This window comes from Geomicrobium sp. JCM 19037, from assembly GCF_000698105.1.
In the GTDB taxonomy this organism is placed as follows: Bacteria; Bacillota; Bacilli; order Bacillales; family Marinococcaceae; genus Geomicrobium_A.
This window is the reverse complement of record NZ_BAWZ01000027.1, coordinates 1-18,782: the sequence shown is the minus strand read 5'-3', so window position 1 is coordinate 18,782 and position 18,782 is coordinate 1. Positions and strand designations below refer to the sequence as shown.

The following is an 18,782-nucleotide window of genomic DNA, read 5'->3' as shown; positions in this document are numbered from 1 at the left end:
CCCAGACACCATTCTTAGCCCAACACGTGTTGTAGGAGGAATGTAAATGGCAAAGCTAGCAGAATTAGTCGTGAAAAAAGCAGATAATCCGAAAGGAAATTACTTGTGGGAAGACGCCCCTGATGAAGACAAATTTTCTGCGTGTGTTCATTGTGGCATGTGTCTTGAAGCTTGTCCTACGTACCAAGAGCTCGGTCACGAACACCAATCTCCTCGAGGACGTGTTCATTCTATTGTCGCTGTTGCCAAAGGTGAAATCGAGCTGAACGAAGCCTTTGCTGACCCGGTATTCACTTGCCTGGACTGTCGTGCGTGCGAAACCGCATGCCCTGCCGGTGTTCAAGTCGGCGCTCTCATTGAAGAAGCGAGAGGCCAAGTACGCCAGGCTGTTCCACTTACAGGGGTTCCTGCACTGTTGAATAAACTCTTCTTACGCGGCATCTTTCCCCATACAAAGCGAATGCATACACTCGGGTCATTAACGAAACTGTACCAAAAAAGCGGTGTCCAATTTGCCGTCCGCAAAACAAGGGCCATTCGTATACTGCCCGAACATTTGAGTGATATGGAAGCCATTATGCCGCCAATTGGAAAGCCTGTCCTTAAAACCTACCCAGACCAATTGCCTGCGAAAGGAACTGCCAAGCAATCCGCCGCTATGTTTACGGGCTGTATTATGGATGTCATGTTTAGCGATGTGAATGAAGCAACCGTCCGTGTCCTGCAAAAAAACGGGCATGACGTACACATTCCAAAGAACCAGAAATGTTGTGGTGCGCTCCATGTACACGCCGGAGACCGAGCGATGGGCAAAAAGCTTGCACGAGATAACATCGATGCATTTATGAATGAAGATCACATCGTCGTCAATGCCGCCGGTTGTGGCTGCGCCCTTAAAGAATACCCTGAACTTCTCCAAAATGACGAAGAATACCGAGAGAAAGCAGAAGCATTCTCCGAACGCGTCATTGATGTGTCCAAATATTTATACGATTATGGCTATGAGCCGCCAAAAGCAGAAATAAACAAAAGAATCACCTATCATGACGCTTGCCACCTCGCGCACGGTCAACAAGTATGGGATGAACCTCGTGAACTTCTCGAACAAATTCCAGGTGTAGAAATGGTACATCTTCCAGATGCGGATCGCTGCTGTGGCAGTGCAGGAATTTATAACTTGACGAACCCTGATATGGCCGGCAGATTACTAAAACGTAAAATTGACGATGTGCCAGAAAACGTTGAAATGATCTCGATGGGTAACCCTGGCTGTATGCTGCAAATTGCCTTAGGCGTAAAGAAATACGGTCGGAGCGAAAACGTTGTACACACAATGCAGTTGCTCGATTGGGCATATGAGAAGGAGGAGTCGACATGAGCACAGTCATAGAAAAGTCTGAGCTAGTGAAATGGTTAAGCGACGTGTTGCCAGAAGATGCCATCCTTTATCGTGATGAAGACTTGCGTACGTACGAATGTGATGGCCTAACCGTCTATCGGGGTATGCCGCTCGCTGTCGTCTTCCCCCATTCGACTGAAGAGGTTTCTGAGGTTGTGAAGCTGCTTCACAAGCATGAGATTCCATTTATTCCAAGGGGAGCTGGCACGGGGTTGAGTGGCGGCGCGACGCCTTATGGCGGGGAAGTGATCATTAGTCTCGTTCGGATGAAGGGGTTGCTGTCGGTTGATTACGAGAATCGTGAGGCGGTCGTGCAACCGGGTTATATCAACTTGAAGCTATCGAATTCGATTTCCCATCGAGGGTATTATTATGCGCCTGATCCCTCAAGCCAAGCGTGTTGTACAATCGGTGGGAATGTTGCAGAGAATGCCGGCGGTGCCACTGTTTAAAATACGGAGTGACAACGAATCATATTCTCGGTCTTGAGGTTGTCATGCATGACGGTGAAGTACTGGAACTTGATGGTGCTCCGGATATGCCTGGGTATGATTTGCTCGGTCTTCTGACCGGCTCTGAAGGAACACTTGCCATCGTCACGAGCATCACCGTGCGCATCTTGAAAAACCCTGAAGCAAAAGAAACCGCCCTCGCTTATTTTGATACGGTCGACGATGCATGTCAGGCGGTATCGGACATTATTAGTGCCGGAATTGTGCCAGCCGCGATTGAAATGATGGATGAAATTGCAATTGTTGGTGTCGAGGCGGCCACCAAACCTGTCGGTCATCCTGAAGGTTTAAAAGCTGTGCTTATCATGGAGGTCGATGGCATCGGGGCAGGAATCACGAGCCAGATCGAAGAAATGGTTGCGGTGTGCAAACAGAACCACGTTACCGAAATTAAGGTTGCAAAAAATAATGTGGAACGGGGCAAATGGTGGGCGAATCGAAAAACGGCATTTGGCGCAATGGGCGCGATCTCCCCGGATTATCTCGTGCAAGACGGGGTCATCCCAAGGAGCGACTCATGGAAGTATTGCAAGACATCCAAAAAATTAGCGACGAATCCGGCCTCAGAATCGCCAACGTATTCCACGCTGGCGACGGGAATTTGCACCCACTCATTTTATTTGATGCGAGGAACGAAGGCGAGACCGAACTTGCCATTGACGTTGGTTCCCGCACACTCGCCGCTTGTACAGCCGTCGGCGGCTCCATTACCGGTGAACACGGTGTCGGCATTGAGAAGAAAGAAGACATGCGTCTCGTCTTCACGGACGAAGAAATTGAACGCCAATTGCGGGTGCGCTCCGTCTTTAACCCGAACAACCGTCTGAACCCCGACAAACAGTTCCCTAAACCTGCCCGTTGCGGCGAAGTCAAGCGCGCCGTCGGCAGCGGTGAGGCGTGGAGCGTGGCTAGTCATTCATAAGGTTGATGTCGCCCGCATAAAACTACGTCCCCACGCCAGTCTCGGTGTGGGGACGTCAATTCTGCGCTCTAGTTTCGTCCTTCTACGCTCAAGTTTGCATTTTCAAACAATTTTAGCGCTGATTTCAATAAACTTGGGCGCAGTTTGTCTCAACTTGAGCGCAAATTCCAACCTGAAGACCTAGCAACTCGTCGGCCCCGGCGGAGCCGAAACGAAACCGGTCTCCGTTCGGCGCGGCTCGCGCCGATACGTTGCTAGTTTTTGGCTTGGAAATGTAAAGAATGGGTCTCTGAACCCGTTGCCGCAGAGGATGCCGGCACTTGCGGGCAAGACGAACGGCCGTTCTGCGCTCTAGTTTCACCCTTCTGCGCTCTAGTTTGCTCTTCTAACCGATTTTAGCGCTCATTTCGCTAAACTTGGGCGCAGTTTGTTCCAACTTGAGCGCAAATTCCGGCTTAGTAGACTTGTGCCTATTACCCTCTCCACTACGATCGCCATTCACATGAAAGAACCGCTTGCGCAATGCAAGCGGTTCTTTCATTCATTACGTATCGAGTGACTTCCCACTACCTACACTTGGCGGTCGATTGCCTTTTAATCGGCTTAAAACGATCACGTAAATGATGGCAAAGAGCGGTGCGGCAATGAGCCAGAAGCTAAAACCACCTACACTATGCATCGCAACGAGTCCCAGGCCGATGAGCCAGAAACGCCAACATAATAGAACATCGGGATGAGGGTTTTTCTTATGACTAATCCTTCTTTTCCGATGAGACCCACCGTAGCTGCTGCGGCAACGACGTTGTGCACGGCGATCATGTTGCCTGCCGCTCCTCCTACAGCTTGCAAGGAAACGACGATTCCTGCTCCCCTCGCATCAAGGGCCATTTGTTCAGCAGCTCCAAATTGGAAGAGGGCAAACATCATGTTGCTCACCGTATTACTTCCTGCAAAGAATGCGCCGAGGCACCGATGACGGGCGCGAACAGTGGCCAGACGTCGCCTACTGCGGCATTGGCCGCTTCGGCAAGGACGAGGGGCATGCTCTCGTACACTTCGGATCCTGAGTTGATAAACACTTGTGCCATCGGGACCGCTAGCAGTAGCGGAACGGCGGCTTGCACCCACGTTTTGGAAGTGTCCACCCACGCTTGTTTGTATGCTCCTCTTCGTTTACTTAACGAGTGAGCAAAATATGCAAATACTGACGCGACAATAAAGATCGTGCCCGGAATAAATAACGGCGATGCATCGGCTGTGATTGAAGAGCCGAATATATTTTCCCATTCTAGTGTTAATGCGGGTTGTTGTAAAAATTGTTTAATCGGATCAATGGTTCGAGATAGGATGAGTAGTAGCGCAACGACGACGTACGGTGACCAGGCCCGCATCAAGCTCATCCGCTTCCCTGTAATTTCTTTAAGAGAAGCATCCTGCAATGAACCAATCCATTCAGGTTGCCAATATTTTCGATCTTCGAATTGGAATACGTCTTCCTCTTTCGGCTGGAGAAACCCTTTTTTCGCTGCTGGGATGACAATCAACAAGCCGATCAGTCCACCAAGCATCGATGGGAATTCTGGCCCTAACGTATGCGCAATAATGACGTAAGGAACAGTAAAGGCTAAACTTGAGAATATTGCGAATTTCCATACTTTGAATCCTTCTAAGAAAGAGCGATTCTTACCGAAAAATCGCGTAATTAATCCAGCCATTAGTAATGGAACAAGAATACCTGCAAGCGCATGAATGACTGAAACTTGGGCTCCAATGGAGAATACGTAATCATCGTAAGGTATCGAACCAAGTGCGGTCATGACGTTGTCTTGCCCGCCAAGCCCAGACCCTACCCCTGTAAGAATTGGGGTCCCTGCTGCCCCGAAAGAAACCGGCGTACTTTGAATGACGAGTGCAGCACACACCGCTGCCATTGCCGGGAATCCAATCGCAACAAGAAGTGGCGCAACGACCGCTGATGGCGTTCCAAACCCTGCAGAACCTTCAATAAATGATCCGAACAGCCAAGCAATAATTATGGCTTGAATTCTACGGTCTGGAGAGATGCTCGTAAATCCAGAACGTATCGTCTGCAATGCCCCTGTTTCTTTGAGCGTGTTAAGTAAAAGAATCGCCCCAAAAACAATAAATAGAATTTCTAAAGCGGAAACAATCCCGTTGATTACAGCTGCGCCTACTTGGGCAGTTTCTGCTCCCCAAACGAAAATGGCAAGCAAGATGGTTAAAATAAGTGCGACAGGCATTGCCTTCTTTGCCGACCAATTCAAGGCAACGATTAACACAAAAACAACAATAATTGGTAAAAGTGCCAACATCGATAACACACCAATACCCAGTTCCATAGTTCCTTCCCCCCTAGGAAATAATGATAACGCTTTCATATTCTCTTATTCTTATATACTTGTCAAAGACCCATACAGAATCGCCAAACGAAAGTCCATAACTAAAAAGCATAATACTCATTCGATACATGTATTTCCGTTATTTGATAAACTATTATAAAATTTAACTAGAAAATGATAAAGGAGCGTACACACATGTCCTATAAAAAAATCGCTAATATTCAAGTCTCGGAAGACTTATACACATTTGTGAACGAAGAGGTAATCCCAGGCACGGGCCTCGATGAACAAAAATTTTGGACAGATTACAGTAAAATACTCGATGACTTTAGTGTGAGGAATGCTGAGCTTTTAGAGGTACGCGAGACGTTGCAAAAGAAGTTAGATGAGTGGCATGTCTCCCACCCTGGCGAAGAGAAGTCAACTGCCTATTTTCAATATTTAAAAGAAATTGGGTATCTCGAGGAAGACCCTGGAGATGTGACGGTTACGACGGCGAATGTGGATTCTGAAGTGAGTTCCCAGGCGGGGCCGCAGCTTGTCGTCCCGGTGAATAATGCTCGTTATGCGCTGAATGCGGCGAATGCACGCTGGGGTAGTTTGTATGATGCGTTATATGGAAGCGACATTATTTCTGAGGAGGCAGGGGCGGAACAGGGCACATCGTATAATGCTGTTCGTGGAAATAAAGTCGTTGATTATGCGAAGTCGTTTCTGGATGAGGCGGTCCCGGTGGATGGCACGAGTCACAAAGATGTGGTGTCCTATTGGGTTGAGAACGGGGCACTCGTCCTTGAAACAGCTGATGGCAAGTTGCTCTCATTAAAAGATGCCGATCAATTTGTCGGCTATACAGGTAGCGAATCTAAGCCGGAGTCGCTGTTGCTTGTGAATAATGGCAGTCATCTTGACGTGCAAATTGATCGCAATCATCCGATCGGTAAAGATGACTCCGCAGGCGTTAAAGACATTGTGATCGAATCGGCGATCACGACCATTATTGATTGTGAAGACTCGGTCACTGCGGTCGATGCTGAGGATAAAATCCTCGTGTATCGCAACTGGCTCGGTCTTATGAAAGGCACACTGGAGACAACATTCTCGAAAGGCGGTAAGGATGTTACCCGGACGCTAAATGGAAACCGCACGTACACATCGCGTGGTGGTCAAAGCTTAGAACTGCATGGCCGTTCTCTTCTTTTCATCCGCAATGTCGGGCATCTGATGACGACCGATGCTGTGCTTGACGCAAACGGCAATGAAACACCAGAAGGCATTATGGACGGGATGATGACGAGTCTGATCGCGAAACATGACTTGTTGAAAAACGGGCCGTTGCAAAACTCACGAACCGGCTCGGTGTACATCGTGAAGCCGAAGATGCACGGGTCCCGCGAAGTCGCGTTCACTAACGAATTGTTTGACCGGATTGAAGATGTGCTCAGCCTTGAACGAAACACGCTAAAAGTTGGTGTAATGGACGAAGAGCGCCGGACAACACTGAATCTGAAAGCATGTATTAACGCGGCCAAAGAGCGGATCGTCTTTATTAATACTGGATTTCTCGACAGAACCGGTGATGAAATTCATACGTCGATGGAAGCCGGCTATGTGATCCGCAAAAATGACATGAAGCAAACATCGTGGCTCGCCGCGTATGAAAAAGCGAATGTGAAAGCTGGACTACAAAGCGGATTTCAAGGCAAAGCTCAAATCGGTAAAGGCATGTGGGCGATGCCAAACTTAATGAACGCAATGATGGAACAAAAAGGCGGACAGTTAAAGGCCGGTGCAAACACTGCCTGGGTTCCTTCCCCAACAGCCGCTAGCTTACACGCCATGCATTATCATCAGATTAATGTCGGCACCATTCAAGACGAACGGAAAACGGACACCGAAGATTACGTGCAAGACATTCTTCAAATTCCAACAACGACTGAAACGTTTTCTGCCAAAGACATCCAAAAAGAACTGGACAACAATGCGCAAGGCGTTCTTGGATACGTCGTACGTTGGGTTGAACAAGGTGTCGGTTGTTCAACGTCCCCGACATTAACGATGTTGGACTCATGGAAGACCGGGCTACGTTGCGCATCTCGAGCCAACATATGACTAACTGGCTACACCACGGCATCACGAACGAACAACAAGTTATGGACACGATGAAACGAATGGCAAAGGTCGTTGACGAACAAAATGCAGGCGATCCAGAATACCGCAACATGGCACCAAACTTCGGCGACTCCGTCGCCTTCCAAGCTGCCTGCGACCTCGTATTTAAAGGACGTGAGCAACCAAGCGGCTACACCGAACCCATCTTGCACGCCAAGCGTAAAGAGGCGAAGAAGAAGTTGGCGGTGAGATAACAAGTAAAGCGAGCGACGTTGTGATAACGGCGCTCGCTTTTTGACTATTTAATGATTATAAGTAGAGATTTCTATTAAATTCTTATCCGGGTCTCTTATATAGATGGAAAAGATTGGGCCAAGAGAGCCTGTACGTTTGACAGGACCTAATTCAACGACTATCCCATTATCTTTCAGGTGTGTTCGTAGATTCTCTACCGTATCATCCGATACAAGACAAAAATCTGAGGAGCCTCTTACCGGAGAATAAGCGTGAGGTTTAATTTCACAACCAGTTTCATGAAAATTAATTTTTTGATCACCAAACTTAGCAGCAACTCTGTCGTTATTAAATGTAATTATTTCCATGCCTAAAACTTCACCGTAAAACCATTTTGATTTATTGATATCTTCGATTGTTAAAACGAAATGGTCTATCCGTTTTATGTTAATGCCACATCACCCCAATTAACTAGAAATCTTCATAAAACATAACATCTCTGTACTCTACATAGTTCCATTAAATGAGCTCATTTGAAAGTGGTATGTATAACTACTATTTGCTAAAAAGTAAGGTAACACCATGAAGTTATGTGTAGACATATCTTCATGGTGTTACTGTTTATTATTTCTTGTACTCTTCTTTCCCAATCTCGTATAAGTCAAGCCCTTCCGAATCATTAATTACTGTAACCGGAAATCCATCTAAGGTTAGTTCTCTAATTGCTTCCGGACCTAGCTCTTCGTAAGCAACGATTTTCTCCTCAACGATTGATTGAGACAAGAGTGCGCCTGAACCACCAACAGCAGCAAAGTATACAGCGGTATGTTCCTTAATGGCTGACTTCACTTCTTCATTTCGATACCCTTTGCCGATCATGCCTTTTAGCCCTCTTTCGATAAGTTGAGGCGTATACTTGTCCATTCTGCCGCTTGTCGTAGGGCCAGCTGCGCCTATGACTGCTCCTTTTCTTGCTGGTGTTGGGCCCACATAGTAAATGATAGACCCGGTAATGTTTATCGGCAGTGGTTCATCGTTCTCGATACATTCTATCAATCGTTTATGGGCCGCATCTCTCGCTGCTAAAACATTCCCATATAGTAAGACGCGATCTCCTGCGGATAAGTTAATAATATCTTCATCAGTGAGTGGTAAAGATAATTTTTTGGCTTCCATTATGGTTCACCTTCTTAAATGGTCACTTCTTTATGGCGACTTGCATGACATTGAATATTTACCGCAACGGGTAAGGATGCAATATGACACGGTTTCACTTCTACTTTTACATCAAATGCTGTCGTCGTGCCTCCCATTCCTTGTGGTCCAATGCCAAGTCGATTGCACTTATCCAACCAATCTCGTTCAATGTTGGCAATTCTTTCATTCAAATTCCTTTCTCCGACATGCCGAAAGAGTGACTTCTTAGCAATGTATGCCACTTGCTCGAAATTGCCTCCAATACCTACACCAACAATCATCGGTGGGCATGCATTGGGTCCAGCTAATTCGACGGTGTCTAGCACAAATTTCTCCACACCTTCGAATCCATCTGATGGTTTGAGCATCGCCATTCTGCTCATATTTTCACTACCGCCTCCTTTAGCTGAAAGGCGTATTCTGAGTGAATCTCCATCCGTCATTTCCACATGAATCACTGCAGGTGCATTGTCGCCACTGTTTTTACGCTCTAACGGGTCTGTAACAACAGAGTGTCTGAGCAGACCTTCATCTGATCCGATGCGAACTCCTTCATGGATCGCATCATATAAGCTTCCTCCAATGATGCGACAATCGTATCCTAACTCGATATAAAATACTGAGAGTCCGGTATCTTGACACATCGGCATACGCTCTCTTTTAGCTATCTCTGCATTGTCTAATAATTGTTGAAGAACATCTTTACCAACAGGTGATTTCTCTTTTCCAATACTTGCTTCAAATGCTTGTAACATATCGTCATTTAAATCATAACTTGCCAATTTACAAAGGTTTGCAACTTGCTCAGTAATTTGCTCCACACTAATTTCTTTCAATGCAGATCACACCTTTATATTCCGTGTAGATTGTACAAACCAATCTGCGATTAATTCTTCTTTCTCAAGCGCTGCCACACGATCAATATGTCCATCAATAATGAGTGCTCCAATACCTGACTCCTCTAGCATTTTTTTGAATTTCAATTGAATGTCCTTTAGACTAACTGGGTTTTCTGGATCACCTTTAGGAAATTTAACGGCTCTCTCGTAACTCATTCCATCATTCGTATACACTTCCATCTTCGTGCCCCACTCTTTTGGATACTCTTTTTCAACCTCTTCATCTACAATTACTTCGACCTTATCCATCAGATTCCGGATCGCAGGTTCATGAAGACGATCCTCGTTAAAATCGGTTAACCCAGCATTCCCATATACAAACGCTAATGACGTACAATAAGAAATGCTAAACTTCGCTCCATAAACGCTTTTGGGGTTGGGATTACCTGCTACTTTTTGAGCAGCTTGATATGTTCGTACTTTAATTTTATCGATTTGATCGTGAGTAATCCCTTCTTCATCCAAAAGAGAAAGTGCAATATCGATCGGTTGATGCGTATGTCTACATGATGCATGTATTTTAAATGAATTTTCTTTTATCTTTTCCGTTTCGCCTAATCCTTCAGTGATTTTCGTTTCGTCTGGGTGCGCACTCATGCTATACATGAAACCGCGATCACCTTCAAGTATTTTATTTGCAGCCGTGAATCCTTTTTGAGAAATTAATGCTGATAATACACCTTCCATTGCAGATTTTGCAGGATGAAGTTGTTTACTCATTGCTCCATCTTCAATAAATTCCCATAAACCAGCCGCTTGGGTTCCTGCACTGCCAATTGCATGTATCGTCTCATTAACACTCAAGTTAAATAACTTTGCTGCAGCTGCAGCTGCACCGAAAGTTCCACAAGTAGCTGTGTTATGCCATTTCTCATAGTGGGAAGGGCTCACAGCTTCACCAATTCGGTATGCAATTTCGTAGCCAACGACAACAGCTGTAATTAAATCCTTTCCTGTTTTACCTAAATATTCTGCAACTGCAACGGCCGCAGGGATAACAACAGTTCCCGCATGAACAATTGATTCCCGGTGAATATCATCTAGCTCAACAATGTGGGAGCTGGCCCCATTTACGAACGCAGCTTGATATACTGAGGTTTTCCCACCTGTGACTAAACTAGAATGTTCTTTTCCACCCATTTCATCAATGAATTCGTGAAGAATTTGAACAGGTGGTTGTGAGGCACCCGCTAAAGCAGATCCTAACCAATCAAGAATGCATTGTTTCGTGAATTCAATCGTATCACTCGTTAGATGATCATACGTTTTCTCGACCGTGTATTCAGCTAGCTGTTTTGACAACATCCCAATCTACTCCTCCCTAATTATCCACTAAGGATGTGTGCACAACGACCACATCGATTATTCCTCAGAACTCTCATACTCTTCTGGATATACTTCATCTGGCAAATCAATACCAATTTCTTCATAATAACGGATCGCACCAACATGCATCGGATACTCTTCATTCATAAGGATTGCCTCAGGATCTTGAGCCTCTTCTGCAGACTGATGCACGGAAATGATTTGGTCAATGTTTTCATGGTATGCTTTGACGAGGTCATAAACGAAATCTGCATTCGCCTCCCGTTGTACGACTCCAAAGTTGTACATTCCGATCGTTTCTAAATCTCCATCAAGTTGTCCGTATGTGTCCCCTGGAATCACATACTCCGTGAAGTAAGGAAGTGCTTCCATTACCGTCTCCCGGTCTTCACCATCAATACCATAAATATTTATGCTTGCTTGCGCTTCAACTTCGGTAACTGCAGAGATTGGTATTCCTGCTGAGAATCCAATATGGCTTAATTGTCCATCTAGCATTTGAGACGTCATATCACTTGCGCCTGCTTGTACTTGATCACCTGTTTCAATACCTAGTGCATCATAGATTTGCGGATTGTACTCACCAGGAGTTCCTCCAGATGGACCAACCCCTACTCTTTGCCCAGCATGTTCTTGAATGTTATCTACGCCTGTATTCTCCAAGGACCACCAATGGAATGGTGTTGTGTACATTGGGAAAATCACTCGAATATCCTCGTATGGTTCATCCCCGACCCATGCACCTTCTCCATAATACCCCTCAAATAATGGACCTACTGTAGTCATCCCAAGGTGGGCATCCCCTGCACCTAATAGTTGAATGTTGTGAACCGGCCCACCTGTCACTTCGACATTCGACGTAATATCTAAATGATCTTCAAGTAAAGAAGAAAATGCACCTCCCCAAATGTAATACGTACCTCCTTGGGAAGCTGTTCCAATCGTAACTGTGCTCGGATAATCTAGCTCTTGAAACTCACCTTCTGCATCTCCACCTGAAGACTCTTCTCCGCATGCAGAGAGTAAAAGTAAGGGTAATACGCTAGCTAACGTGAACATCTTTAGTTTTTTCATTATTCTCACCTCATTGATTATTTATTGAATTATGGAACTTCATATTTCATCGTCAAATTAAATTTTCACTTCTAAACCCGTCTATTTCTTCTTTACTATAGCCTAGGTCTCTTAGAATTTGATCTGTATGCTCTCCTAGGTCAGGGACGCTGCCCATTACACTTTCAACTCCCTTTATGTTTACAGGGGGAAGTAATGCTTGAACGACACCCGCAGATGTTTCTACATCGCGCCAGCGATCTCTTGCTTGTAATTGCGGATGATTAAAGAACTCTCTCATCGTATTTAATTTTGCATTCGCAATCTTTCCTCCATCTAATCTTTGCAACACCTCCTCTGAACTCAGTGTACTGAACACGTACTCAATGATAACGCGCAATTCTCCTCGATTTTGAGACCGCTTGGCGTTTGAATCGAAACGATTATCCGTGGCCAAAGAATCGTCAAGCAACACTTGCTCACAAAATTTCACCCATTCTCGTTCATTTTGCAAGCCGACGAATACTGTATCACTCCCACTACAGCGAAACGGGCCGTATGGATAGATGGTCGAATGGCTTGCACCTAGCCGCCTAGGTTCTTCTCCTCCGTAGGCTGCGTAATACATGGGGTAGCCATCCACTCACCTAACGCTTCAAGCATGGAGACTTCAATAACTTGCCCTTTACCTGTATGCGAACGCAGGAGAAGGGCAGTAAGAATGCCCGAGTACATATACATCCCAGCTGCAATATCTCCAATCGACACCCCTACCTTCGATGGTGTATCTTCACCACCGGTTATGGAAACTAGTCCTGCTTCACATTGCACAAGCAGGTCATATGCTTTTTTGTTCCTGTAGGGTCCATAATCTCCATAACCTGAAAGGTTACAAATGATTAACTCTGGGAATTTATGATGAAGATCTTCGGTTCCATAACCGAGTCGCTCCATAGCACCAGGTGCAAGGTTTTGAATGAAAATATCTGCTTCCTCTAGTAAACTCTCGAATACTGCTTTACTTTTTTCTGCTTTTAAATCTAAGGTGATTGATTCCTTTGATCGGTTCGTCCAAACAAAATGACTGGACATCCCGTTTACAGATTTATCATAATGTCTAGCAAAATCCCCCGTTTCTGGACGTTCAACTTTAATGACTCGAGCACCTAAATCGGCTAATTGTCTAGTCGTAAAAGGTACTGCAATCGCCTGCTCTACTGAAAGCACTGTAATTCCTTCCAAAGGTTTCATAATCGTACTTCCTTCCGTCGCTACATATTTACTTCAAGATTGTCCTTTCGTAAAGGAGCTTCAGGTGGCTTGGACCTTTGAATAAATAACACGATTACGATTAAAACAATTGCTGATAGATCCGTTGCCCATCCTGAAAGCATGAGCAACACCGCAGCTACAATGAGCATGACTCTGGCGAGAATATTTGCACTTCTGCCGAAGAACCACCCTTCCACAGATGCGGCTAAGAAGTACACGCCAATGATTGAAGTAATTACGGCAAGACCTATAGAAACGCTCGTTCCTTCAAGCAGCAGCAACTCTGGACTAAAGAAGAACATAAATGGAATGATAAATGCTGCAAGACCAAGCTTAAAAGATGTAACTCCTGTTTTCATAGGATTTGTCCCTGCTATTCCTGCCGCGGCAAATGCGGCAAGTGCGATTGGAGGTGTAATTGCCGACATAACCGCATAGAAGAACACAAACATATGAGCAACAATCGGCTCAATACCTAAATTTACAAGGCCAGGCGCAATCACTGATGCGGCTACAGCATAAGCTGCCGTCGTAGGCATCCCCATTCCTAAAATAATTGAAACTAACATTGCAAATACAAGTGCGATTAGTAAGTTATTATCTGCAATAGATAAAAGCATGGAGCTGAAACGTTGACCAACACCCGTTAACGCAATCGTTCCAACGATAATCCCTGCACTAGCCACAATGGCAATTAATTGAATGGCATTCTTCATCCCAAGTTCTAAAGCTTGAAGAATATGCTTTAAGCCCATCCTAGTTTCTTTAGAAAATAGACTGAGTACAAAACAAGACACAATACCAATTGTTCCTGCCCGTATAATAGAATAGCCACTCATTAATAACACGATTAAAATAATGACGGGTAGAAACAGATAAGCCTTCTTCATGAGTTTCTTAAATTGTGGTAGCTGATTTCTTGGTACACCACTCAACCCTTGCTTAATTGCCTCAAAGTCAACCATAAAGTAAACGCTTACAAAGTAAAGGACAGCTGGAATAATGGCGGCGATAATAATTTCTGAATATGGAATGCCTGTAATTTCCGCCATCAAAAATGCTCCCGCCCCCATAATTGGCGGTAAAATTTGACCACCAGACGAAGCAGTAGCTTCTACAGCCGCTGCAAATCGTGGATGATATCCAGTCCTTTTCATAAGTGGGATAGTAAGTGAACCAGTTGCCACTACATTCCCTGCAGAGGTTCCATTAATCGTCCCCATTAAAGCAGACCCAAAAACTGAGACTTTAGCGGGCCCCCCTCTTCGACTTCCTGTCGCTGAAAAGGCTACATCCATAAAATACTGTCCAACGCCAGACATCTGAAGAAATGCACCAAAAATAATAAACAATATAATATACCTTGATGAAACATCTGTTGTTACTCCAAAAACACCATCTAAACTAAACACATACGTTACGAAACGTTCAAGGCTGTATCCTCCATGATTCAAGATACCCGGTAGATAAGGTCCTGCAAATACATAGAAAACAAAAACTAAACATAATATTGGCAAAACCCAGCCGCTAGTTCTCCTAGCTAACTCTAAAATAAGTAGCAACCCAATCATAGAAACAACGAAATCCATTGTCGTTGGAGACACACCAAATCTGAAGATGATCTGCTCTAAGTTTGCATAGATATACCAACCAACAAAGATTGCAGAAATAATCAGAACCCAATCAACGACTGAAATTTTGTCTTTTGCTTTTTTACTTCCTACATACAACATCATCCCTAAAATGACGCCTAACATGACGTGAGTTGTTCTAAAAACCCATGGATCAATGGGATTAAAATTCAAAATATAAATATGGTATAGAGCACCTAGGATCGCGATGGTCATAAATAAGTATTTTGCCCACCCTGTTAGGTTCCTTGTTGATGAAGAAGATTCCATTGGATCTTCAACTTTTGTATTTAACTTCTTCACTTCACTATTACTCAATTTCTCATCTCCTTTCTCTTCTCCTCTTTTTTTGTAAGCCCTTACATTTTTACTTAAGAACGAAACCTCCTATGAATTTATTCGTTGAATATAGTCAACCAAGCGAGCTCCTGTCTTTGAAATGTGTTCTTGCAATGCTAGAGAAGCTTCACTAAAGTTACCCTTTTTTAAATGTTCTAAAATTACTTTATGATCGATGTTTGATTGATCAATTTGACCAAGTAGGAATTCTGGTGTTTGTTGAGCGTATCCATTCCATAGCAACTCGATAAACTTATTTAAACGGCCCCAATCACAATGTTTCAGCAACAATTTATGAAATGTAACATTTAATTGAACAAAATCATTTGGATTATTTTCTTCATCCATGAGCTTAATGTAGTCTTCCAATTCTTCAAGATCCCCTTGTGTGAGGTGCGGCGCCGCTCTTTGTAACGCCATCTTTTCTAAGTTTGACCGCAAAGCATAAGTCTCTTCAATTGCGCTCACATCGACGTCATTAACGAAAGCCCCACGATAAGGTTCTATGGTCACAAACCCTTCAATCTCTAATTGCTTTAGTGACTCACGAATTGGCATTCTGCTAATTCCTAAATATTCTGCTAGTTGTTCTTGAACTAATTTCTCACCTGGTTGAAAGTCGCCACTTAGTATTGACTTACGAATTGCATTCGTCGCTTTTACTTGAATTGAATCTTTATTTTCTAGCTGTAAATTTTTCATTGCGCATCCCCTAACTTAAAAGATAGTATACTGTATCCAATTTCTAAATTCAATATATTTTCTATCTATTTTTGAGATATCTCCACAACTTCTCTTTTTAATCGACAATGATTTCATTTTGTACGACCCCAACAAATATAGCAAATCCCCCATAGGGCTAACCATGGGGGATTTCTAAAAGAATTCAATTTATTACCCGCTCACAATCTATCATGCAAAACGTATTGTGATTAGCTTGGTCAGCTCCAACTACTCCCCAACTTCCTCTACACTAACAACAACCAAAGCAACATCGCGACACATATTGAAACAATGCCTTGTAGCAATGTCGCCATTGTTTGCGCTTTATATGCGTCTTTAATATGCATGCCACTGAATTCTTTGACGACCCAGAAGTAGCTGTCATTCACATGGCTAACGGTCATGGCACCGGCTCCGATGGCCATAACGACGAGGCTAATGGCACGGCGCCTTCGACTCCTGCTGCTGGTAAAATCGGGGCGACGAGAGATGATGTAATGACAAGGGCTGATGTGGATGAGCCTTGGGCGGTTTTTAGTGATGCAGCAATGATGAATGGGATGAGCAAGAATAAAGCGCCCGTAAATACCGTTCCAAATTCCCAATTCTGAATGAGCTCTTCTATTCCCGAATTGGCAATGACTGTACCAAATGCACCGCCAGTTCCTGTGATTAAAAGGATGGGGGCAGCATCAACCAGCCCTTTCCCGACCCACTTTGTGAGTGTTTCATCATTATAGTGTGGCAGTAACGGCAATGCCGCAACAACGCCAGCAAGTAAGGCAATCATCGGCTCTCCGAGAAAACTAAAGAAAGCGGCGACACTTCCCGTAGCTTCCAACACTGCTAGAATAGAGCCAAAACCGATAAGGATAATCGGTAACAGAATCGGTAAGAACGATGCAAATGTGGTTGGCATCTTGCCGAATGAACGGACAACTTCATCATAATCATAATCAAGCTGTCCATCTACTTTCTCTTCTTCAACAACTATTTTTGACGCTACTTTTACTGCCCATAAGTAACCGACAAACGTGGCTGGAATGGCGACAAGAAAGCCAATTAAAATGATTGTCCCTAAGTATTGTTCCGCACCAATATTTCCTGCTGCGGCAATGGGCCCGGGTGTAGGTGGCACGAGCGTATGTGTAGCGTAAAGTCCTGTTGCAAGGGCGACGGCCATCGATGCGATGGCAACTTTCAGCCGCTTTGCGAGCGCTTTCTTTAAGCTCGATAATATAATGTAACCGGAGTCACAGAAAACGGGTATGGATACGATAAAACCTATTAAGCTCATCGCTAGTTGAGGGCGCTTCGGCCCAACAATGCGGAGAACGACTTCGGCCATTCGATACGCTGCCCCTGCTTTCTCTAAAATGACACCAATAATGGTCCCAAATACGATGACTAATCCTATATTAGCAATGACTCCCCCGAACCCATCGTTAATGCTCTCTACGACCAAATCAAATGACATTCCTGATGCAAAACCGACGAATAACGTTCCGAGTAACAGAGACAAAAATGGATGAAGCTTGAACACAGTTGTCGCAACGATAATAAGAAGTACTCCCAGTGCAATAATGGCAAAAAGCATGCAATCTCCTCCCTACTTTATTCGTCCTTTACGTACAATTGTAGAAATTTTCCATAACGTTGTTCATAAATCTGGGTAGCGGCGGAGCACGGGTCATACACATGTTTCGGTCTATGTTTGATTACACGCTCGTTGAACGTTTCGAGGTTCTCACACCAGCCTAAATGGACAAATCCTAATGATGCCGCGCCCATTGCAGGTAAATACTCTGCCTGTTCTGGCACATGCACACTCACTCCCCATACATCCGCCGCCATTTGACACCACGCGCCAGAACTCGTCCCACCACCGATAAGAACAATTGGAGCATCTCGATCAACGGGCCCAATAAGTTGCTCCATCGTTTGGCGAAGTGACATGACTACACCTTCTAGCACACCTTTAACAGATGTCGAACAATATCGAAGGCCGCAATGTATTCGTTCATGATGACCACCTAGTTAGAATTTTCATTCATTATAACGTAGTAATAATAGTAAGTGAACAATCAATACCGGCTCGTCCACACTCTTAACAAGCTTATGGATAATGCTGCCTTAACTGAGCGTTTGCAGTTCGTTTTTGCCAGGGTTTCACCATCTTCCAACCTTTAAAATTGGTAGACTTTGAAGATCCAATCGGGAAAATTTGTATGAAGTAATTAAACCGGGAACGAATATAAAAGAAATGCGACCAACTGAAAAGTGCTGGTCGCATTTCTTTGTTTAGAGAGTGAAGCTCTCGTATCGTTTGCCCGCATAGACCATGTCTACGATGGGATAATTTACATTCACAACGCTCCATGTTACTGAAATTCCCAAATAGAACGGACCCGATTGTTATCGTTAACAAGTAAGTTAGAGCATGAGGCGCTATTTTTTCAGTAACCTCAGAGAGATTCTGCGAGGCAACTATATAACTCGTTCCTGAAGTTAGTAGCTGTATTAACCTCTTTACCTTATGCTCAGCTTAAAAAATTTGATTACTCTCTTCGCTCACAAAAACCAACAAATCGTCAGCACGATTCATGGCTAAAGACCGTTCGGTTTATGTTCGGCACCTCCGGTGCCGATGGTTGCTAGCTCTTCAGGTTTATATGAATACACAGGGTTGAATTTCGGTGTATAAACGAGTATTCATAGAGCACCGTTTATTAGGTGAGCTGGGGTGTTCTGAAGCGATCTATATAAGTTGAACTAAAGAATTTCTTCACAAACGAATGGTATA

General features: G+C 44.4%; 11 protein-coding genes and 5 pseudogenes. 4 read left to right on the top strand and 12 right to left on the bottom strand.

Annotation, left to right across the window (positions count from 1 at the left end; genetic code table 11):
- The first annotated feature begins 46 nt into the window (after nucleotides 1–46).
- The 3 genes and pseudogenes from JCM19037_RS14795 to JCM19037_RS30185 all read left to right on the top strand — a co-directional run bounded on the left by JCM19037_RS14795 (nucleotide 47) and on the right by JCM19037_RS30185 (nucleotide 2,833).
- Complete coding sequence (locus JCM19037_RS14795) at nucleotides 47–1,378, top strand: (Fe-S)-binding protein (protein ID WP_042402482.1); 1,332 nt, start codon at nucleotides 47–49, stop codon at nucleotides 1,376–1,378.
- The gene (locus JCM19037_RS30190; RefSeq protein WP_373901000.1) at nucleotides 1,375–1,851 is read left to right on the top strand and encodes an FAD-binding oxidoreductase; all 477 of its coding nucleotides are present in this window, start codon (nucleotides 1,375–1,377) and stop codon (nucleotides 1,849–1,851) included. The genes JCM19037_RS14795 and JCM19037_RS30190 overlap by 4 nt, the downstream gene beginning before the upstream one ends.
- 44 nt (nucleotides 1,852–1,895) lie before the next feature.
- Nucleotides 1,896–2,833 (top strand): annotated as a pseudogene (locus JCM19037_RS30185) (FAD-linked oxidase C-terminal domain-containing protein).
- Between the two features lie 544 nt (nucleotides 2,834–3,377).
- On the opposite strand, the gene JCM19037_RS28620 reads toward JCM19037_RS30185, so the two are convergent.
- Both JCM19037_RS28620 and JCM19037_RS14785 read right to left on the bottom strand, forming a co-directional pair.
- Nucleotides 3,378–3,512 (bottom strand): hypothetical protein, encoded by a 135-nt coding sequence (locus JCM19037_RS28620; protein WP_255357919.1) that lies wholly within the window; start codon nucleotides 3,510–3,512, stop codon nucleotides 3,378–3,380.
- Nucleotides 3,500–5,166: pseudogene (locus JCM19037_RS14785) on the bottom strand (L-lactate permease). Before JCM19037_RS14785 ends, JCM19037_RS28620 begins: the two are co-directional and overlap by 13 nt.
- A 222-nt stretch (nucleotides 5,167–5,388) precedes the next feature.
- Between JCM19037_RS14785 and JCM19037_RS14780 the strand changes: the two are divergent.
- Nucleotides 5,389–7,559, top strand: a pseudogene (locus tag JCM19037_RS14780) (malate synthase G).
- A gap of 48 nt (nucleotides 7,560–7,607) precedes the next feature.
- Here the strand turns inward: JCM19037_RS14780 and JCM19037_RS14775 are convergent.
- The 10 genes and pseudogenes from JCM19037_RS14775 to JCM19037_RS14730 all read right to left on the bottom strand — a co-directional run bounded on the left by JCM19037_RS14775 (nucleotide 7,608) and on the right by JCM19037_RS14730 (nucleotide 17,953).
- On the bottom strand, nucleotides 7,608–7,976 hold the full coding sequence (locus tag JCM19037_RS14775) for a VOC family protein (RefSeq protein ID WP_307189830.1): 369 nt from the start codon (nucleotides 7,974–7,976) through the stop codon (nucleotides 7,608–7,610).
- Nucleotides 7,977–8,163: 187 nt separating this feature from the next.
- On the bottom strand, nucleotides 8,164–8,715 hold the full coding sequence (locus JCM19037_RS14770; RefSeq protein ID WP_042402478.1) for a Fe-S-containing hydro-lyase: 552 nt from the start codon (nucleotides 8,713–8,715) through the stop codon (nucleotides 8,164–8,166).
- Between the two features lie 14 nt (nucleotides 8,716–8,729).
- Nucleotides 8,730–9,572 (bottom strand): fumarate hydratase, encoded by an 843-nt coding sequence (locus JCM19037_RS14765; protein WP_042402476.1) that lies wholly within the window; start codon nucleotides 9,570–9,572, stop codon nucleotides 8,730–8,732.
- A 6-nt stretch (nucleotides 9,573–9,578) separates the two neighbouring features.
- The gene (locus JCM19037_RS14760; protein ID WP_042402474.1) at nucleotides 9,579–10,940 is read right to left on the bottom strand and encodes an MmgE/PrpD family protein; all 1,362 of its coding nucleotides are present in this window, start codon (nucleotides 10,938–10,940) and stop codon (nucleotides 9,579–9,581) included.
- Between the two features lie 57 nt (nucleotides 10,941–10,997).
- The gene (locus JCM19037_RS14755; protein WP_042402471.1) at nucleotides 10,998–12,035 is read right to left on the bottom strand and encodes a TAXI family TRAP transporter solute-binding subunit; all 1,038 of its coding nucleotides are present in this window, start codon (nucleotides 12,033–12,035) and stop codon (nucleotides 10,998–11,000) included.
- 52 nt (nucleotides 12,036–12,087) lie between these two features.
- Nucleotides 12,088–13,265: pseudogene (locus tag JCM19037_RS14750) on the bottom strand (CaiB/BaiF CoA transferase family protein).
- Nucleotides 13,266–13,285: 20 nt separating this feature from the next.
- Complete coding sequence (locus JCM19037_RS14745; RefSeq protein ID WP_042402468.1) at nucleotides 13,286–15,235, bottom strand: TRAP transporter permease; 1,950 nt, start codon at nucleotides 15,233–15,235, stop codon at nucleotides 13,286–13,288.
- Between the two features lie 69 nt (nucleotides 15,236–15,304).
- Nucleotides 15,305–15,958, bottom strand: a complete 654-nt coding sequence (locus tag JCM19037_RS14740) for a GntR family transcriptional regulator (protein WP_042402465.1) — start codon at nucleotides 15,956–15,958, stop codon at nucleotides 15,305–15,307.
- 266 nt (nucleotides 15,959–16,224) lie between these two features.
- Nucleotides 16,225–17,576 (bottom strand): annotated as a pseudogene (locus JCM19037_RS14735) (GntP family permease).
- 17 nt (nucleotides 17,577–17,593) lie between these two features.
- Nucleotides 17,594–17,953 carry an FGGY-family carbohydrate kinase gene (locus JCM19037_RS14730; RefSeq protein ID WP_255357918.1) on the bottom strand — a complete coding sequence of 120 codons (360 nt, stop codon included), beginning with the start codon at nucleotides 17,951–17,953 and terminating at the stop codon, nucleotides 17,594–17,596.
- Nucleotides 17,954–18,782: the final 829 nt, after the last annotated feature.

What these genes read in the sequence shown, in the direction of transcription:
- JCM19037_RS14795 (WP_042402482.1), top strand. Translation starts at nt 47, where the DNA reads ATGGCAAAGCTAGCAGAATTAGTCGTGAAAAAAGCAGATAATCCGAAA.
- JCM19037_RS30190 (WP_373901000.1), top strand. Translation starts at nt 1,375, where the DNA reads ATGAGCACAGTCATAGAAAAGTCTGAGCTAGTGAAATGGTTAAGCGAC.
- JCM19037_RS28620 (WP_255357919.1), bottom strand. Translation starts at nt 3,512, where the DNA reads ATGCATAGTGTAGGTGGTTTTAGCTTCTGGCTCATTGCCGCACCGCTC.
- JCM19037_RS14770 (WP_042402478.1), bottom strand. Translation starts at nt 8,715, where the DNA reads ATGGAAGCCAAAAAATTATCTTTACCACTCACTGATGAAGATATTATT.
- JCM19037_RS14760 (WP_042402474.1), bottom strand. Translation starts at nt 10,940, where the DNA reads ATGTTGTCAAAACAGCTAGCTGAATACACGGTCGAGAAAACGTATGAT.
- JCM19037_RS14755 (WP_042402471.1), bottom strand. Translation starts at nt 12,035, where the DNA reads ATGAAAAAACTAAAGATGTTCACGTTAGCTAGCGTATTACCCTTACTT.
- JCM19037_RS14740 (WP_042402465.1), bottom strand. Translation starts at nt 15,958, where the DNA reads ATGAAAAATTTACAGCTAGAAAATAAAGATTCAATTCAAGTAAAAGCG.